The sequence below is a fragment of the Chryseobacterium vrystaatense genome, from assembly GCF_000737765.1.
Taxonomy (GTDB): domain Bacteria; phylum Bacteroidota; class Bacteroidia; order Flavobacteriales; family Weeksellaceae; genus Chryseobacterium; species Chryseobacterium vrystaatense.
Window position 1 is genome coordinate 512,219 of the sequence record NZ_JPRI01000001.1, and the last position, 17,277, is coordinate 529,495.

15 protein-coding genes are annotated in these 17,277 nt (G+C 36.8%); 7 read left to right on the forward strand and 8 right to left on the reverse strand.

Annotated elements, in window-relative coordinates; all coding sequences use genetic code 11:
- Positions 1-82 precede the first annotated feature (82 nt).
- The gene (locus IW16_RS02330) at positions 83-553 is read right to left on the reverse strand and encodes a hypothetical protein (protein ID WP_034740496.1); all 471 of its coding nucleotides are present in this window, start codon (positions 551-553) and stop codon (positions 83-85) included.
- Between the two features lie 152 nt (positions 554-705).
- The gene (locus IW16_RS02335) at positions 706-2,397 is read right to left on the reverse strand and encodes a DUF6909 family protein (protein WP_034739295.1); all 1,692 of its coding nucleotides are present in this window, start codon (positions 2,395-2,397) and stop codon (positions 706-708) included.
- Positions 2,398-2,687: 290 nt separating this feature from the next.
- Here IW16_RS02335 and IW16_RS02340 point away from each other — a divergent pair, with 290 nt between their 5' ends.
- Positions 2,688-4,883 carry a glutamine synthetase III family protein gene (locus tag IW16_RS02340; RefSeq protein ID WP_034724140.1) on the forward strand — a complete coding sequence of 732 codons (2,196 nt, stop codon included), beginning with the start codon at positions 2,688-2,690 and terminating at the stop codon, positions 4,881-4,883.
- A gap of 339 nt (positions 4,884-5,222) precedes the next feature.
- Entirely contained in the window at positions 5,223-5,933 is a 711-nt protein-coding gene (locus IW16_RS02345; protein WP_034739297.1) for a C40 family peptidase, read from the forward strand.
- A 435-nt stretch (positions 5,934-6,368) separates the two neighbouring features.
- Here IW16_RS02345 and IW16_RS02350 read toward each other — a convergent pair whose 3' ends face one another.
- From IW16_RS02350 to IW16_RS02375, 6 genes are all read right to left on the reverse strand, one after another.
- The gene (locus IW16_RS02350) at positions 6,369-6,947 is read right to left on the reverse strand and encodes a pentapeptide repeat-containing protein (protein ID WP_034739298.1); all 579 of its coding nucleotides are present in this window, start codon (positions 6,945-6,947) and stop codon (positions 6,369-6,371) included.
- Between the two features lie 106 nt (positions 6,948-7,053).
- Positions 7,054-8,283 (reverse strand): rod shape-determining protein RodA, encoded by a 1,230-nt coding sequence (gene rodA, locus IW16_RS02355; protein ID WP_034739300.1) that lies wholly within the window; start codon positions 8,281-8,283, stop codon positions 7,054-7,056.
- Complete coding sequence (locus IW16_RS02360) at positions 8,280-10,286, reverse strand: penicillin-binding transpeptidase domain-containing protein (RefSeq protein ID WP_051889857.1); 2,007 nt, start codon at positions 10,284-10,286, stop codon at positions 8,280-8,282. The genes rodA and IW16_RS02360 overlap by 4 nt, the downstream gene beginning before the upstream one ends.
- Complete coding sequence (locus IW16_RS02365) at positions 10,283-10,789, reverse strand: hypothetical protein (protein WP_034739302.1); 507 nt, start codon at positions 10,787-10,789, stop codon at positions 10,283-10,285. The genes IW16_RS02360 and IW16_RS02365 overlap by 4 nt, the downstream gene beginning before the upstream one ends.
- A complete protein-coding gene (gene mreC, locus IW16_RS02370) occupies positions 10,782-11,636 on the reverse strand; it encodes a rod shape-determining protein MreC (RefSeq protein WP_034739304.1) in 855 nt (284 codons plus the stop codon). Before mreC ends, IW16_RS02365 begins: the two co-directional genes overlap by 8 nt.
- A gap of 27 nt (positions 11,637-11,663) precedes the next feature.
- Entirely contained in the window at positions 11,664-12,689 is a 1,026-nt protein-coding gene (locus tag IW16_RS02375) for a rod shape-determining protein (protein WP_034700899.1), read from the reverse strand.
- 389 nt (positions 12,690-13,078) lie between these two features.
- On the opposite strand from IW16_RS02375, the gene hemA reads away from it, so the two are divergent.
- From hemA to IW16_RS02400, 5 genes are read left to right on the forward strand one after another with little or no spacing between them, the layout of a single operon-like run.
- Positions 13,079-14,353, forward strand: a complete 1,275-nt coding sequence (gene hemA / locus IW16_RS02380; protein ID WP_034739306.1) for a glutamyl-tRNA reductase — start codon at positions 13,079-13,081, stop codon at positions 14,351-14,353.
- Positions 14,340-15,248: a hydroxymethylbilane synthase gene (gene hemC / locus IW16_RS02385; RefSeq protein WP_034739308.1), complete on the forward strand. Its 909-nt coding sequence runs from the start codon at positions 14,340-14,342 to the stop codon at positions 15,246-15,248. The genes hemA and hemC overlap by 14 nt, the downstream gene beginning before the upstream one ends.
- A 46-nt stretch (positions 15,249-15,294) precedes the next feature.
- Positions 15,295-15,876, forward strand: a complete 582-nt coding sequence (locus IW16_RS02390; protein WP_034739310.1) for a DUF1287 domain-containing protein — start codon at positions 15,295-15,297, stop codon at positions 15,874-15,876.
- 10 nt (positions 15,877-15,886) lie between these two features.
- Positions 15,887-16,543: a peptidoglycan recognition protein family protein gene (locus IW16_RS02395; RefSeq protein ID WP_034739313.1), complete on the forward strand. Its 657-nt coding sequence runs from the start codon at positions 15,887-15,889 to the stop codon at positions 16,541-16,543.
- The gene (locus IW16_RS02400) at positions 16,543-17,214 is read left to right on the forward strand and encodes a uroporphyrinogen-III synthase (RefSeq protein WP_034739315.1); all 672 of its coding nucleotides are present in this window, start codon (positions 16,543-16,545) and stop codon (positions 17,212-17,214) included. Before IW16_RS02395 ends, IW16_RS02400 begins: the two co-directional genes overlap by 1 nt.
- Positions 17,215-17,277 lie beyond the last annotated feature (63 nt).

The window sequence follows — 17,277 nt, forward strand, 5'->3', positions numbered from 1 at the left end:
TCTGTTATGAACTTAGATATGTTTTTATTATGATGGTTAAGTTGGCGAATGCAAGTTTTGCAGATGATGCAGGTTAAAAAAACTATTGATGAGCCAACAGCTTTTTTATTAAGGAAATCTGTCCCAGGTGATAGTAACTGTGCTCGATCATTCCATCTATATTTCTTCTGTAAGTTCCATATTTTTCATCCACGAAAACATCATCCAATTTATCATCAGAAATTTTCTCAACCAGTGAGGCAAACTTTTCTGAATCCGTCCAAAGCCTTATCAACAAATCTTTCCATTGTTCTTCAGATTCAATAGGCGGAAGATCAAAACTGAACTGGTCTTTTATTTCAAGTGCTCCCCCTTCCAATACATTCACAATTCCGGCAATATAATAATGAATATGAAAAGTGAGCATAGCAATAGTGTTCAAAGAATCTACTTTCGTGACAGCCTGGTTCCAGGTTACGTCCGTAAGCTGGTCTTTAAAATTCGTATTAGCAATCCAGAAGCCTTCAAGCAGGACCTCTCTGAATCTTTTTGCTAATTGTGAAGCTGAGTTCATTGTTTTAGTTTTATGATTCTTAAAGATAATTATTTTTTGACTTAAACCCTGACAAGGCTTATTTGTAGTATTCTTGACGCACATTTTTATTTCAAAAAAAAAAAACCTCAAATGCAAAGACATCTGAGGTTTCAATATGATTTAAAATCAAATTATTTTTTAGCAGAAATTTCTTTCTTTCCGCTTTGTAAGATCTTTTCAAGGATTCTTAAAGTGATCAGATACGTAGGTTTTACTCCTGTAAGACCCAGACCTCCTGAAGAAAGTGTACTTCCCGTTTCCAGTGGATTATCCGAAGCATAGTAGGCATAACACACAAACAGATCCGGTGCAATATGATGCCTGATCTTCGAAGCTACCTGAATGGCTTTCTGATAATGCGCCCCTTCCATTTCAAGACCAATTGCTTTCCATGAGGTATTCATAAAGTACGACAGAATATCTCTGTTCTGAAGTGATGTTCCTAACACGGTAATCATCGGTCCTTCAAATGCTTTCAGTTCATCATCTTTAAAATCATCCAGCTTCAGGGCATTTTCAAAAGGATAGTTGTCTGCCGTTCCTTCAAAAATATGGGCTGTAGGAATCATGATGTCTCCTTTTCCTCCGGCAAGAATTCCAGCTTTCCCCATGATAGAAACAGATTTCACTTTCATCATATAAACCTCTCCTTTATGTTCGAAAGGTCTCAACAATTCGTCCATCACTTCAAAAGCCTGTTCTCCAAAAGCATAGTCAAAAACCATGATCACATCGTCTCCGCCATACTTTATCCCATTAAATGGAGTATTTTTAAGATCTGTCTTGCTTAAATCAATGATCTGAACATCAATATTACTTCCACTCTTATCATTAATATAGATCAACCCTTCTTCCAAAGCATATTTTGAAACTTTATCACGAAGGTCTTTTTTATCAGAAATTTCTCCATAAAGTTTATAATCAACTTCTTTATTGTCTTTCTTCTTTAATGCATCATTTCCGTACAACATATTTTTCACAGAGTGCATATTGGCAGAAATGATATGCAGCGGACGCATATGAAGGTCGTTTTCAAATAGAACTTCTTTCACTTTGTTGGCCCATTTCTCACCGAAGTAATGATGTCCTACCCTTTCCTTTAATATAGCACTGAAATGAATTTCTCTTTCTCTTGTCTGTTTTGCATCTTCAAGACTTACTTTTCCTAAGTTATAGATGATTTTAAATAAACGGTCAGGATTTTGATCATCCCCGAAAGAATTATAAGCATTTAATGTTTCTTCAAAAGTTCGTCCTATTAAAGAAGATAAATGAATAAGAGCAACCTCTTTTTCCTTTCTGCTAAATTTCTTCTCGCCTTTTACTACTTCTTCAATAATTTTGAAAGCACGTGTCGGTTTCCAGTTTTCATCCTGAATGAAAGCCAGATTTCTAACTTTATCTGCTTCTATAAATAAGAAGGTAAGGTGAGTAAGAATATCATAAATCTCAGAACGGCCCAAAAGAACTTCAATATTCATTTGGTGCTCATCTATTCTGTAACAGTTTCTTCTTCTCTTTTTAGGTACAATAGGTTCGAAACTTCCTTTATCAAAACCTTCATCTGATGTAAGATGAATAAAAGCACATTCTTCAATTCCCTCCGGAAGTCTGTCTAAAACATACATCAAACCATCTAATTCCAATTTATTAGGAATATTCATGGTACCATAAATCTCTGGATTGATCGTCTTTAACAAACTTCTGATACTTTCTCCAGAAACACCGGCAGGTTTAAAAAAACCTCTGTAAAAGAGGTGTCTCATAGAAATATACAATCTTTCAATTGCTTCCGTTGTTTCTCTAGCTCTAGAATTTGTCATAAAATAAATTTCACACAAATATACAAAATGTTTGTACATTCTATTTTAAGTAACTTTTAACAAGCAATTTAAATTTGTATATTGAAGGACTATAAAACGGGGATCACATAATCGTCTTTTACGTCTCTACAAGGCTTAACATTACCCTCACCCCAGCAAACACCCCTACTCAAAAACCAAAATACTCGTTTTAAATAATAAAATTCCACAAATACCCCTAAAAAAAATAGGGGTAAAACATTTTCAATTCATTTTTTTTGTAAATTTGCCACACAAAATACAACCTTAATATGTCAACTTTAAGATTCAAAGCGTTAGAAACTTTACCATTTAAGGACTTCAGAAGAGATAATTCTGTTGAGGTTCCCGGAAAATTGTCAGAATTATTCTGCCAGAATGTTTTCTCAGAAGAGACGATGAGAGAATACCTGACAAAGGAAGCATTCCAGTCTATTATGGATGCTATCAAAAAAGGAACAAAAATCCAGAGACACATTGCAGACCAGGTAGCCGTAGCTATGAAAGACTGGGCAATGAGCAAAGGAGCTACTCACTACACGCACTGGTTTCAGCCTTTGACAGGAACTACTGCAGAAAAGCATGACTCTTTCTTTACTCCTATTGAAGGAGGCAGAGCTATCGAAAGATTTAGCGGGAATTTATTGATCCAGCAGGAGCCTGATGCTTCTTCTTTCCCGAACGGCGGAATCAGAAACACTTTCGAAGCAAGAGGTTATACAGCATGGGATCCTACTTCTCCAGCATTCATTATGGGAACTACTCTATGTATTCCTTCTATCTTTATCTCTTACACAGGAGAAACTTTAGATTATAAAGCACCTCTTTTAAGAGCTTTGAATGCCGTGGATGAAGCTGCAACCAACGTTATGCAGTATTTTGACAAAAATGTAACAAAAGTAACTCCTACTTTAGGCTGGGAGCAGGAATATTTCTTAGTTGACTCTGCATTATATCAATCCCGTCCGGATCTTGTTTTAACAGGAAAGACTTTACTAGGTCACTCTCCTGCTAAAGGACAACAGCTGGATGATCATTATTTTGGTTCTATTCCTACAAGAGTAATGAACTTCATGAAAGAACTGGAGATCGAATGTATGAAACTGGGAATTCCTGTAACAACAAGACATAATGAGGTTGCCCCAAATCAGTTTGAACTGGCTCCAATGTTTGAAGAAGTAAATGTTGCCGTAGACCACAACTCTCTGTTGATGGACATCATGGCGAGAATTGCTCACAAACACCATTTCCATATTTTATTCCATGAAAAACCATTTGCTGGAGTCAACGGAAGCGGTAAGCATAACAACTGGTCTTTAGCAACAGATACTGGAGAAAACCTATTGAGCCCTGGGAAAAACCCTAAGAAAAACTTACAGTTCCTAACATTCTTCGTGAATACAATCAAAGCAGTTTACGAATATGCCGACCTTTTAAGAGCAAGTATCGCGTCTGCAAGCAATGACCACAGATTAGGTGCTAATGAAGCTCCGCCGGCAATTATTTCTGTATTCATCGGAAGCCAATTATTCAGAGTATTGGAAGAACTGGAAAAAGTAACAGAAGGTAAACTTTCACCAGATGAAAAAACAGATCTTAAACTAAATGTAGTTGGTAAAATCCCTGAAATTCTTTTAGATAACACGGATAGAAACAGAACCTCTCCATTTGCGTTTACCGGAAATAAATTTGAGATCAGAGCGGTAGGATCTTCTGCGAACTGTGCAGAATCTATGACTGTAATGAATACAATCGCGGCAAAACAATTGATCGATTTCAAAAAAGAAGTTGACGCTCTTATTGAAACCGGGCTGAAAAAAGACGAAGCGATCTTCAATGTACTAAGAGAGTATATCAAGCAGTGTAAGAGCATTATGTTTGAAGGTGACGGATATTCTGATGACTGGGCTAAAGAAGCTAAAAAGAGAGGTCTGAATAATTTAAAAACCACTCCTGAAGCATTAAAACAGGAAATGGATAAAAAATTCGTTGCCCTTTATGAAGAAATCGGAGTCTTCACACACAGAGAGGTTGAAGCTAGAAACGAAATCAAATTAGAAAAATATTCTACTGTAATTGATATTGAAGCAAGAGTGTTAAGTGATATCGCAAGAAACCATATCATTCCTTCTGCTTTAAATTATCAAAACAGATTGATTGAAAACGTAAAAGGTCTTAAAGAAATATTCCCGGACAAAGAATTCAAAACATTAGCGAAAGAGCAAATGAGCTTAATCACTAATATTTCTGAGAACGTTTCTAAGATCAAACTTGGCGTTGAAGATCTTATTAAAGCAAGAGAAGCAGCAAAAGCTGTATCAAATAGTCAAAAGCAGGCAGAAACCTACTGCACCAAAGTAATTCCTTTATTCGATGTGATCAGAGAAGCTTCTGATGATCTTGAAATGATGGTGGATGACGAACTTTGGCCAATGACTAAATATAGAGAAATGTTATTTACAAAATAACATCTGTAAAGTTCCATATTAGTTAAGCTCTCCGGTTTTTCCGGAGAGTTTTTTTTGTTTTATTAACAGCTCTGAAAATTAGAGTTTTAAATCTTGATGTGCGATAAACACAGGAAACGCCATTTATTTTGTTAAAGAATCATAATAAAAAAAACCGCAGACCCACCAAAAATAGGCGGTTGCGGTTTGTTTTTCTTTAACATACTTAAATAATATGTTAAAATGTGTTAAATAAAGAACCTGACAATAATCATATCAGGGGTCTTTTGCTTGGAATCTCTACTTTTGTAATGCTTTTGAAAATAAATATTCCTTTTTAACACGGATAATCAAATATATATGAAGAAAAGAGTCTTGTTTTATTTAGTTGCTTTAGTGTCTACAGTTTCAGTTCAATCTTGCGCTACAAATTATGTAGTTTCACAACCAGCAACTTACGCTAAAGAATACAAAACAGATGCCAAACTAGCTTCTATAGACAATAAGAAAATGGAGCAGGATAAGCAAAGACTTATCGATTCTTTTCTGGCTGAAAAGGCCGCATCTATCGCCAACGCGAAAAAAGCTATCAAGAATTCGGAGATTGCAAAAGCAGTCAAATACAATAAAACGATCGATAATATCCTAACAGAAGCTGAAACATACCTTGGAACTCCATACAGATACGGAGGAATGACAAGAAGAGGTATTGATTGTTCAGCTTTCGTTCTTTCTGTATTCGGAGCAGCAGCAGGGCTTAGCTTACCAAGAGTAGCAGCATCTCAGGCTCAGGAAGGTGAAAGTATAGATAAAGGAGACCTTCAGAAAGGAGATTTGATTTTCTTTTCACACGGAAGAAGAATTTCTCACGTAGGTATCGTAGAAAGTGTTACTGAAGAAGGTGAAATCAAATTCATCCACGCAGCAACTTCTAAAGGGGTAATGATCTCATCGCTGAATGATTCTTATTGGGGGCCAAAATTCAGGTTTGCAAAAAGAGTAATCAACGAGAACGGAGACGCTTATAATAATTTAGCTTCTTCTACTCCATCCACAGCGACTAGTTTTTAATTTTAAATAATTGATTTAAATAATGAAGCCATCAGATATCTGATGGCTTTTTTATTTTTATGACTACCCCGCCTTTTTGCTTTGCAAAAATCCACCTTTTCAGAGAAGGGGAATGATGCTGGCTTGAGAATGAATTTTCTGGGGACCTAAAAAGGATTGTTTAATTTTTCAGATGTAGGTCTGTATGAAAATAGATTTTGGCTAAAGTCTTTATGGTGGATATATGTAAAGGCGGGCTAAAGCCTACCTCTATTGAATACTCCACTATAGCTTTTGAAATAGCTCTATCTATGAAATAGCTCTATTATTTAAACCTACAGAATCTAAATAGAGAAGGCGGATTAATGCCCACCTCCATTGAATTTTTAATTATATAAGCCATAAGAGTTTTTTACGATCACCATTCTCTAACTTCTAATCTCTAATTTCTAGCTTCTAACTCCTATCTATTTCAATATCGAATTTATAAAGAAGTCCATGTACTTCAGCAAGCGAAAATTTAGCCTTTTTTAAGCGATTTAATGACGGATCTATTGAATAGTTGAAGGAAGTCCTCAAATCTGCTTTTTCAAGGTTTGTACGATCAAAAACAGCTCCTGAAAGATCACAGCTTTTAAACACTGAATTGGACAAGTCACATTCAGCAAAATCCGTTTCAATTAATTTAGAATTTATGAACAGGGTCTTTTTAACCGAGGTATTATAAAACACTGCATTATTGAGAGCACAACCGTCAAAAGTAAATGAAAGTCCAAAAGCATTACACTCATTAAACTGAAGTCCAAACATTTTACATTCTTTGAAACGAATACTCCTGAAAGCCGTTTTTACCAATTTTGCCATGCTTAGATTACAGCCAATAAATTCACAGTCTGTAAAACTGAAATCAGAAAGATCTGTATACTCAAAGCTGCAGTTTCTGAATGTGCAGTTTTCGTATTCGCCTGTTTGTAAAGGTTGATCGTTAAAATTTATGTTTTGAAAATCCTGGTCTGAAATATATATCTGGCTCATATCAATCTATATTCTTAAATACTAATGATTACCTTCTTTCACTTAAGAAAATTTTGCAGTTTTTTAAACTAACAGCAAAAAGCTCCAACTCTTCTCTACAACAGATTTACACCAAGCTGTTCTTATCCGAATAGTTAAGTTTAAAGAAAATAAAAGTCATCATAGAAAAGGCAAGAAGCGAACTTCCTCCATAACTGAAATAAGGAAGCGGAATACCTACGGTCGGGAAAAGCCCCATAACCATTCCTAAATTGATCGTAAAGTGCAGCATAAGGATTGAGGCAAAACAATACCCGAATACCCGGTTAAAAGCAGATTTCTGCTGTTCTGCCAGGTAATAGATCCTCCCGATATAGACCATATAACATAAGACCAGCACGGCACTTCCTACAAAGCCCCATTCCTCGCCTACTGTACAGAAAATATAGTCGGTTTCCTGTTCAGGTACAAATTTCCCCTGGGTTACCGATCCTTCACGATAGCCTTTTCCTAAAAGCCCACCGGAACCGATGGCTGTTTTTGAATATAATAAGTTGTACCCGGAGGTATCTCTGAATGCTTTTTCTCCTTTATAAAGAACCTCGATTCTTTCTCGTTGGTGCTTTGGTAGTTTTTCTAAAATGTATGGCGATCCGAAAGCCAGTCCACACAGTAATATAATTGATCCTGCAATCCCTGAAATAGAGATCACATCCCAGGACATTCTATGATAATTCATAGCAATCAGCACTCCGGCAATGATAACCACAGCCAATGCCACATACAAAGGAGGAACTGCAAGAGAAATCAAAAAGACTCCAGCAAATATAAATCCTACCCCAAACAAAAGACCATTCAGTCCTTCTCTGTATAAAGCGATAAAGAATGCAATAAATACAAGCATGGAACCCACATCGGGAATCATCAGAACCACTGCTGCGGGAATTCCGATAATGGCTAAAACAGTCCAGAGTGATTTTTTAACTTTAAGATTAAAATCAGGCCCTGAAACGTAATTGGCCAGCATAAGTGCTGTTCCTATTTTTGCAAATTCGACAGGCTGCATGGTAAAACTTCCGAATTTGTACCAGTTTTTCTGACCCAGGATTTCTTTACCGAACGGGAAAAGACCTATCAAAAGCAAGACCCCTCCGATATAAATAATACCCGACATATTCTCGAAGAACTTACTTCTTCCCACGAAGATAATAAGTCCGACAAATAAGGAGATACAAAAGAAGATCAACTGCTTTTCTCCTAATTTCTGATCAACACTGTAGATATTTGCAATCGCGAAAATACAAAGCACGAAATACAGCCCCAGACCTAGTTTATCTATCCCTTCTGCCCATTTCATTGCTTTCCTTTTTTAGCGTTGTTCTTTGTTTCTTCTTCTATTTTTTTTTGCAGTTTCACTTTCTGCTCCTTAATAAAATTCAGACTGTCCTGCTTTCTTTTCAACTTAACAGAATCCGCTTTAGGATCTTTATATAATCCTTTACGTTTTAGATCAGCTACCCATTGTCTTTTGTATTCAGGCATAAAGGTGGCGCCGGTCATCTTTTTGTACAGATTTTCTCTCTTAAGATCTCCTGTAATATATTTTTCCGCAATCACTGTACAAGCAGGACCTGCCCAGGTTGCACCAAATCCGGCATGTTCCATTACTGCCGCCACAACAATTCGTGGTTTATCTGCCGGAGCAATTAAGACAAAGATCGAGTTGTCTTTTCCCTGAGGCACCTGTGCGGTACCGGTTTTAGCCAACTGGGTAAAATCGTTGGATTTTAAACTCCTTGCCGTACCTCTCAGTACTACCGCCTCCATACCTTTCAATATGGGTTCGAAATGTTTAGGATCAACAAGTGTTTTATGTTTTGTTTTAAATCTTTTGTCAGGATTAGGTTTTCCATCAATAGACTTAACGATATGCGGGGTATAGAACCAGCCTTTATTGGCAATAGCAGCAACATAGTTGGCCAACTGAAGAGGTGTCACCAAAACATCTCCCTGTCCCATTCCGTTAAAGATAGAGCCATTCATTGTATATGCAGAGGTCCAGTCTTTTTTTCCGCTTCTCTTTTCGTAAAATTTACCGGTAGGAATTCTTCCAGGCGAACCTACAGCAATGTCATTATTAAGATATTCTCCTACTCCGAAGCTGCTCATGATTTTTTTCCATTCATCTACACCTCTGGAAGGATCTCCAGGATACTTGTTCATGATCGCAATAAAAGCATGTGAAAAATAGCAGTTACTGGAAACCTGAATAGATGGAATCAGAGGATCGGCGCCTCCATGTCCTTTAATTCTCAGCCCTCTGTAAAAAAAACCGCCACCGCATGGAAAAATTGTATTTTCATCCATCACTCCCATCTGCATTCCTGCAAGAGCAGTCAGCAGTTTGAAGGTAGATCCGGGAGGATAAGCTGCCTGAACAGACCGGTCAAATGTTGGTTTGTTTTCGTATAGGGTATCTTTAGACAGTGCATAAAGATTTTTAGATTTATAAGGTCCTGTAAATAAATTCGGGTCAATATCGGGACCTGTTGCCATGGTAAGGATCTCACCATTATTAGGGTCAATGGCTACAATTGCTCCGTGTTTACCGACAAGCATTTCCTCAGCCATTCTCTGAAGGTCATAATCAATCGTTAAAGTAATATCTTTTCCTGTAATAACATCCTTGTCTAAAGTTCCGTTTTTATAAGATCCAATATTTCTAAGTTTAATATCTTTTTGGATATATTTTATTCCTTTTACGCCGCGAAGTTCCTTTTCATACGATTTTTCAACTCCCGTTTTTCCAATAAAATCTCCCGGAAGATAATAAGCAGAATCCTTTTTGATTTCTCTTTCATTGACTTCACTGGTATATCCTAAAAGGTTACCTGAGGTTCCCACTTCATACTGACGCTGAGGTCTGGACACAATACTAAAGGCCGGATATTTAAAAATAATTTCCTGCACTCTGGCAATATCTTCTCTGCTGAGATCCTTTAAAAAGGTCATAGGAGTCAGCTTTGAATAGTATTTTTCTTTTTTAATGATGTTGATCCTTTTGATGAAGTCGGATTTACTGATTTGCATAAGGTTGCAAAATCCCAAAGTATCAAAATCCGTTTTCATTAAAGCCTGCGTAAAGGAGATCTCATAAGCCGGCTGATTTCCTACAAGGATCTTTCCGTTTCTATCAAAAACAACTCCCCTCTGTGGAATAACGTATTCGGTTTTAATGGATGTGTTAGCCGCGTTTAAGGCATAACGGTCTGTAAACATCTGCAAATAAGCAAGCCTCGCTACAAAAATGATAGCGATTACTACGAGAGCAGAAAAGATTTTTAAATAACGTGTGTTCAAACTTTTTGTTTGATTTTAAATATTAATGCGTAAACAACTATAAATATAAAGGAAATTATACTTGTTATCACAACATTAAGTAATATTTCAAAAAATCGGCTAAATTTAAAAAATTCTACGTACTGCACTAATAGCTGATGCAGAAAGATACTTGAAAACAGAAACAGTAAGAACTGTGCCCACTGAAGGGACTGAAAAGAGAAAAAGTCTGTTGAAGTATCTGTTGAGGTTCTGAAGATCAGTGTTCTGAAATAAGCAATAAGCGTCGTCGCAAAAGCATTGATTCCCCATGAATAAAGAAATGCATCTACAGAAAGCCCTATTAAAAAGCTTAAAGCTAAAAATTGATATTTATTTCTGAAGAAAGGATAAAACATGACGAAAACCGGATAAAGAACCGGTGTGTACTTTCCGAAAATCGTGATCCTGTTGAGTACAAAAATCTGTAATGCAACCAGAAAGATCATGATTAATATGTCGGTAAATAAAGTCCTGCTAATCATTTTCTTTTTTTATTACGGTCTGCAAGGTATCCTGAATTTTCTGTACTTCAGCTTTTTTAAGATTCTTCACAACAAAAACTTTGCTTAAAGCACCCATCTTTTCACTCAGCTCTACTGAAATATCCCAGAAACCTGTTTTATTGTCTACGGAGTATCCTGCAATAGTCCCAATCATTACCCCCTTAGGGAAAATAGCTGATTTTCCGTCAGTAACAACGGTGTCACCCACTTTTAAAGCAACATATTTAGGAATATCTGCAAGATGCATTACTCTGGAATTATCTCCGTTCCAGGTTAATGTTCCAAAATATCCGGAATTTTTCAACGAAGCGTTGATTCTGATTTTATTTACACTAAGAACAGACTGAACCAAGGCATAGCTGTCTGTAGAATTGATTACAATCCCCGCAATTCCTTTAGGAGCCATTACGCCCATCTGAGGAAAAACACCGTCTCTGCGGCCACGGTTGATGGTAAAGTAATTATTTCTTCTGTTGATACTGTTGAACACGATTTCCCCATCTACAAAGGTGTAAATCTGGCCACCGCCTAAAGTATCATGTACTTTTTTGAATACAGGATTCTTAGCCCCCTCTTTTCCATAGAGCTGGAGCATCAGAGATTTATTCTGAGCTACAAGATCTTCATTGATCTGTTTCAGTTTCAGATAAGAAACCCCTTCATCAATATACCCCGAAATCCAAGAATTCAGCGCAGCCGACTGGCCAGCTACCCATGATTTCTGCATGGCATTTTTAGAGAATATCAGAACCAGAGCAACAATCTGCAGGAATATAAAGAAGACAAAAAGAGCGTTCTTCGAAAATAATCTCAGCAAAAATCCCATTCAGATATATTATCGTAAAAGTTAAAATTATTTAATTAAGAAATTGAATTTATCCATATTCTTAAGGGCAATACCGGTTCCGCGAACAACAGCTCTCAAAGGATCTTCTGCTACAAATACAGGAAGACCAGTCTTTTTGTGCAATCTGTCTGCAAGACCTCTCAATAAAGCACCTCCTCCAGCAAGATAGATACCTGTTTTATAAATATCAGCAGCCAGTTCCGGTGGAGTAAGAGAAAGTGTTTCCATTACAGCATCTTCAATCCTTATGATCGATTTATCCAATGCACGTGCAATTTCTTTATATCCCACCATGATCTCTTTTGGCTTCCCTGTAATAAGGTCTCTACCCTGTACCGGGATATCTTCAATATCAACATCAAGATCTTCTACTGCAGAACCCACTTCAATTTTGATTCTTTCAGCAGTTCTCTCTCCGATGTAAAGGTTATGGTGAGTTCTCAGATAATAAGCAATATCGTTTGTAAATACGTCACCTGCAATTTTTACAGATTTATCACATACGATACCTCCTAGAGCAACAACAGCAATTTCAGTAGTACCACCACCTATATCGATGATCATATTTCCTTCAGGCTTTTGTACGTCTATCCCAACTCCTATTGCAGCTGCCATTGGCTCGTAAATCAATCTTACTTCTTTGGCATTTACTTTCTGAGCAGAATCTCTTACCGCTCTTTTTTCAACTTCAGTAATACCAGAAGGAATACAGATCACAATTCTCAGTGCCGGCTGTATAAATCTACCTTTAATTCCAGGAATTTTTTTGATAAATTCTTTGATCATATGTTCAGAAGCGTGGAAATCTGCGATTACCCCATCTTTCAAAGGGCGGATCGTCTTGATATCCTCGTGAGTTTTACCCTGCATATGCTTAGCCTGCTCACCGACGGCAATCGGTCTACCCGTAGAACGTTCAATTGCAACAATTGACGGCTGATCTATAACAATTTTATTATTATGGATGATAAGGGTATTGGCAGTACCAAGGTCTATCGCAATTTCTTGCGTAAACATATCGAATAAACTCATATTTTTCTTCTGATTTTAAGTTTACAAAGATATGAATTTAACCCTACTAAAGAAATTTAACGTGCATATAATTTGGTTAAAATTTTATTAAAATTTGTAATCTTATATTAACTTTTGATTTAAGCATTTACGGAGTCTGATTTAAACTAAAATTAAGTGGATGGAAGATCGAAGATGAATGACAGAAGTATTTCAGCTAAAAACAGCAAAAACACCCTGCAATAAAATGATAAAAACCTGACTATTACCACCGGAACACCCGCATAAACAACTCTTCTCATTCGTGTATGCCTTTTACCTACGGTCTTTCCACAATAGTTTTTCACGATAATTATCATATACATTATCAGAAGATCATTAATTAAAAAAACCGTAAATTTGCCGTGCTTATGTTACAGTATTCCAATATCCATCAAACATCGAATTTTGCTGTACTTTCCATCAGTTACGAAAAGGCAGATGTAGAAACGAGAGGAAAATTTGCATTCTTTGATGACAACATCAAAAACTTTGTCACCAGAATCCATAATGTGGATTTAGGAGATGCATTTGTGGTTTCCACGTGTAACAGAACCGAGATCTACACAACGTCGCCCAATTATCTTCTGGTAGCAGAGGAATACTGCAAAACAATCGGGGTACATCTTACGGATTTCCTTCAGTTTGCCAATATCCTTACCAAAGAAGAAGCCCTGATCCACCTGTTCAGAGTAGCAGCAGGACTGGAAAGTCAGATTATCGGGGATTTTGAAATTATTGGGCAGATCAAAAAAGCATACAGCCGTTTTAAAAAAGAAAGACAGAATTCTAATCCTTATCTGGAAAGAGCAATCAATGCAGCGATTCAGATCTCAAAAAGAATTAAGAATGAAACGGGAATTTCCAACGGCGCCGCTTCTGTTTCTTACGCAGCGGTTCACTACATTTTAAACAGCCAGAAAAAAATCACGGAAAAGAACATTCTTTTACTGGGTGTAGGTGAGATCGGGCAGAATACAGTCGAAAATCTGGTGAAGCACGTTTATCAGCCTAAAATTAAAATTGCCAACAGAACTCAGGAGAAAGCTGAAAAAATTTCTGAGAAGTATCATATTCCTCATGTTGATTATTCTGATTTTGACAAGGAATTAAAAGAGACCGACATTCTGATTGTTGCAACAGGAGCAAAACATCCGATCATCAACAAGTCTCATTTCCCCAATGGAAAAGAAACACTAGTGATCGATCTTTCGATTCCGCATAATGTTGAAAAGGATGTTACGGAGAATGAAAATGTAACCCTTATTGATGTAGATGAACTCTCCAAGCAGATTCAGGAAACCATTCAGCAGCGGGAAAAAGAAATCCCCAAAGCTGAAAAAATCATCAAAGAACTGATGAAAGATTTTCTGGAATGGGAAAAGAAGAGAAAACTAGCTCCCAACATTCACCATTTCAAAGCTGTTCTTAAGAATATGGAACGCAACGAAATGCATAATTTTTACAGAAAAAATAAATACATAAACATCACGGACATGGAGCTTTCTGACAAAATGATCCAGAAGATTACCAACCGTTTTGCAAAATTTATCATCGACAACCCTTTAAAAGCCGAAGAAATTAGTAAATTAATGCACGAAATATTAGTTGAACAACCAAACAACGAATTCAATGAAAAGCATTAGGATCGGAACAAGAAATTCCGCACTTGCACTTTGGCAGGCAAGAGAGGTTGCAAGGCAGCTTCAAAACCTTAATTATCTAACAGACATCGTTCCTATCGTATCTTCAGGCGATAAGAACTTGAATCAACCACTCTATTCTTTAGGGATCACCGGGGTTTTCACAAGAGACCTTGATGTGGCTTTGCTGAATGACGAGATTGATATCGCCGTGCATTCTTTAAAAGATGTCCCCACTCAGCTTCCACAGGGTATTGAGATCATTACTTACCTGGAAAGAGATTTCCCGCAGGATGTATTAATCAGAAAAGAATCCGCGAGAAATAAAGAATTCCATGAACTGAAACTTGCAACAAGCAGTTTGAGAAGAAGGGCATTCTGGCTAAAGAATTATCCTCACGCTGAATTTTCGGATATCCGCGGGAATATTCAAACGCGTCTTCAGAAACTGGAAGATGGAGATTTTGATGCTACTATTTTATCTCTGGCAGGAATCAAAAGAATGAAAATGGATATTGATTATGAGATGCTTCCATTAATGATCCCAGCAGCTTCGCAGGGAGTAATCGCTGTTGCCGGGCATTGCGATAAAACAGAGATCAATGAGATCCTGAAACAAATCAACCACAAGAAGACTCAGATCTGTGTAGAGATCGAAAGAAGCTTTCTAAGTACACTGGAAGGTGGATGTACCGCTCCTATCGGTGCTTTTGCAGAAATCATTGAAAACCAAATCCGATTTAAAGCAGCTCTATGCTCTTTAGATGGTAAAAACTGCATTGCTACTGACGAAAACTTCGAGTACAACGAAACCGAGAATTTTGGAGAAAAATTTGCAAAGATTGTTCTTGAAAACGGAGGAAAAGAACTAATGGCTGAAATTAAGAATTCTTACTAAGAATTTTAATACAGATCACTAGCTTTAGATTCTTAAATCCAAAACAATGAAAAAATCCTTGCTTTTATTAGTATTCATACTTTGTGTGTTTATGGCAAGCGCACAGAATAAGTTTGCTCTTCAGCTCTCTGATTCTGCTTTGGGCATCATTGACAATACCATTACCTACGATCCAACTTATTTTGTTCTAAAATACCCCAACGGGGATGTTCCGTCAGATAAAGGAGTATGTACAGATGTTGTCATAAGAGCATACAGAAAACTAGGGATTGATCTCCAAAAAGAAGTACACGAAGATATGGCGAAAAACTTTTCAAAATATCCAAAAATCTGGGGATTAAAAAAACCGGACAGCAATATAGACCATCGCAGGGTACCCAATCTTGCCGTTTTCTTTTCTAAATTTGGAAAAGAAAAATCCATTGATTCCAATCCTTCACTCTATATTCCAGGTGATATTGTTACATGGCTTTTACCCGGGAATCTAACACATATTGGAATTGTTGTTAATAAAAAGTCTGCAGACGGAAAGCGGTTTCAGATCGTTCATAATATAGGAGGCGGACAGGTCATGGAAGACGTCCTTTTTAAATATACGATTACAGGACATTATCAATATCAGAAATAAGCTCCAGTTTATGAAAAAACTTATTTATGTACTCTTTGTATTGATAACATTCTTTACAAAAGCTCAAACCAGCGAATTTAAAACCATTAATAAACCTATTGATTATTCTACGGAAAGAGTTCGTCTAAGTTTAGAGTATCTTAAAAGCCACTATAATATTACGCAGACCTCACCCACTATTCTGCCTAAGATTATTGTTCTGCATTATACCGCAGGCGGAACCGTTGATACCAATTATAAATATTTTAACAAAACCCATCTGGAGTCTGCCAGAAATGTTTTAAAAAAGCAAAGCACACTAAATGTCTCTTCTCAATATATAGTAGACAGAGATGGCACCATCTATAAGCTCATGGAGCCGAATATGTTTGCAAGGCATACCATCGGACTTAATTATTGCGCCATTGGCATTGAAAATATAGGAAGCAAGAGTCAGCCCCTTACCGAAAAGCAGGTATTGGCGAATGCACAATTAGTTAGGCACTTAACTAAGCAATATCATATAGAATATCTGATCGGTCATTCAGAATATGGTATATTTAGAGAGTCTAAGCTTTGGAAAGAAACCGACCCTAATTATTTTACCGCAAAAGATGATCCGGGGAAAGATTTTATGAAAAAAGTAAGACTGTTAGTCACCGATTTACATTTAAAAGACAGACCGTAATGAAAATTCTATTTACCAAAACCATCGATGCCTCAATATTATCCAAAGAATTAGGATTGGATATTTCGGCTGAATGTATTGAGGTAATCAGAACAGAATCTATAAAAACGGAAGCATTTGACTTAAAAAATGCATCACTGATCTTCACCAGCGTCAATGGGGTGAGGTCATTTTTTAAAAATCAATTTAAGCCTAACGAAGATTTTACCGCGAAAAATTATAATAAAATATATTGCGTCGGAGAAAAAACGAAGCGTGAACTGAGAAAGTACGGTTTCGGAACATTCAAAGTTCTGAAAAACGCTGAAACACTTTCCAGATTTATCATTGGAAACTGCCAGCACGAGCAGTTCCTTCATTTCTGCGGCAATCTGGCCATCGATGTTTTGGATAAAGATCTCCCGTTGCAGAATATCCGTTACAAAAAGATTACGATTTACAATACCGAAGAAATTCATCCTTTCGTACCTGAAAAATATCATGCTGCAGTTTTTTTTAGTCCAAGTGGAGTTCGTAGTTTTGCAAAACTCAACTCTTTAGAAGAAATGAAAATTTTTTCAATTGGTGAAACAACATCAAATGAACTGCGAAAGCATACTGCAGAGGAAATTTTCACATCGGAAGAAAATAACCTGATTTCTATTTTTGAGCTGATAAAAAAAGAACTTTGAGCAGCTGGAAGTTTGGCTGATAAGAATTAAGAATAATAAGCGTCGGGAACGGCTGTATTAGTT

Coding starts and splice junctions, on each gene's coding strand:
- IW16_RS02330 (WP_034740496.1), bottom strand. CDS start 553: ATGAACTCAGCTTCACAATTAGCAAAAAGATTCAGAGAGGTCCTGCTT.
- IW16_RS02335 (WP_034739295.1), bottom strand. CDS start 2,397: ATGACAAATTCTAGAGCTAGAGAAACAACGGAAGCAATTGAAAGATTG.
- IW16_RS02340 (WP_034724140.1), top strand. CDS start 2,688: ATGTCAACTTTAAGATTCAAAGCGTTAGAAACTTTACCATTTAAGGAC.
- IW16_RS02345 (WP_034739297.1), top strand. CDS start 5,223: ATGAAGAAAAGAGTCTTGTTTTATTTAGTTGCTTTAGTGTCTACAGTT.
- IW16_RS02350 (WP_034739298.1), bottom strand. CDS start 6,947: ATGAGCCAGATATATATTTCAGACCAGGATTTTCAAAACATAAATTTT.
- rodA (WP_034739300.1), bottom strand. CDS start 8,283: ATGAAATGGGCAGAAGGGATAGATAAACTAGGTCTGGGGCTGTATTTC.
- IW16_RS02365 (WP_034739302.1), bottom strand. CDS start 10,789: ATGATTAGCAGGACTTTATTTACCGACATATTAATCATGATCTTTCTG.
- mreC (WP_034739304.1), bottom strand. CDS start 11,636: ATGGGATTTTTGCTGAGATTATTTTCGAAGAACGCTCTTTTTGTCTTC.
- IW16_RS02375 (WP_034700899.1), bottom strand. CDS start 12,689: ATGAGTTTATTCGATATGTTTACGCAAGAAATTGCGATAGACCTTGGT.
- hemA (WP_034739306.1), top strand. CDS start 13,079: ATGTTACAGTATTCCAATATCCATCAAACATCGAATTTTGCTGTACTT.
- hemC (WP_034739308.1), top strand. CDS start 14,340: ATGAAAAGCATTAGGATCGGAACAAGAAATTCCGCACTTGCACTTTGG.
- IW16_RS02390 (WP_034739310.1), top strand. CDS start 15,295: ATGAAAAAATCCTTGCTTTTATTAGTATTCATACTTTGTGTGTTTATG.
- IW16_RS02395 (WP_034739313.1), top strand. CDS start 15,887: ATGAAAAAACTTATTTATGTACTCTTTGTATTGATAACATTCTTTACA.
- IW16_RS02400 (WP_034739315.1), top strand. CDS start 16,543: ATGAAAATTCTATTTACCAAAACCATCGATGCCTCAATATTATCCAAA.